The organism is Candidatus Clostridium eludens, assembly GCF_045310515.1.
Lineage (GTDB): Bacteria > Bacillota > Clostridia > Clostridiales > Clostridiaceae > Clostridium_B > Clostridium_B eludens.
This window is the reverse complement of the sequence record NZ_JBJHZX010000191.1, coordinates 1-332: the sequence shown is the minus strand read 5'-3', so window position 1 is coordinate 332 and position 332 is coordinate 1. Positions and strand designations below refer to the sequence as shown.

Annotated in this window: 1 pseudogene; it reads left to right on the top strand. The window is 29.8% G+C overall.

Annotated elements, in window-relative coordinates:
- Positions 1 to 260: pseudogene (locus ACJDU8_RS25790) on the top strand (hydrogenase formation protein HypD); the annotation flags it as partial.
- Between the last annotated feature and the right edge of the window lie 72 nt (positions 261 to 332).

Here is a 332-nt window from a genome sequence, read left to right as displayed (position 1 = left end):
TTGGCAAAATTGAAAAATCGGGTTTGTATTTAAATAGAAAATATGAAGAATTTGATGCTGTAAATAAATTTAAATTGACAATAGAAGAAAAAAATAAAAGTGATTGTATATGCAGTGAAATCATATTAGGGAAAAAGCTTCCTTATGATTGTGAGTTTTTTGGTGGAGAATGTATTCCAGAGTCTCCAGTTGGGCCCTGTATGGTGTCTTCAGGAGGGTCTTGTTCTATTTATTATAAATATGGGGGGTATAAAGAATAATGAATGAAGCTATTAAATTAGTTCATGGTCATGGTGGAAAACACACAAATGAATTAATTGAAAGTATTTTTT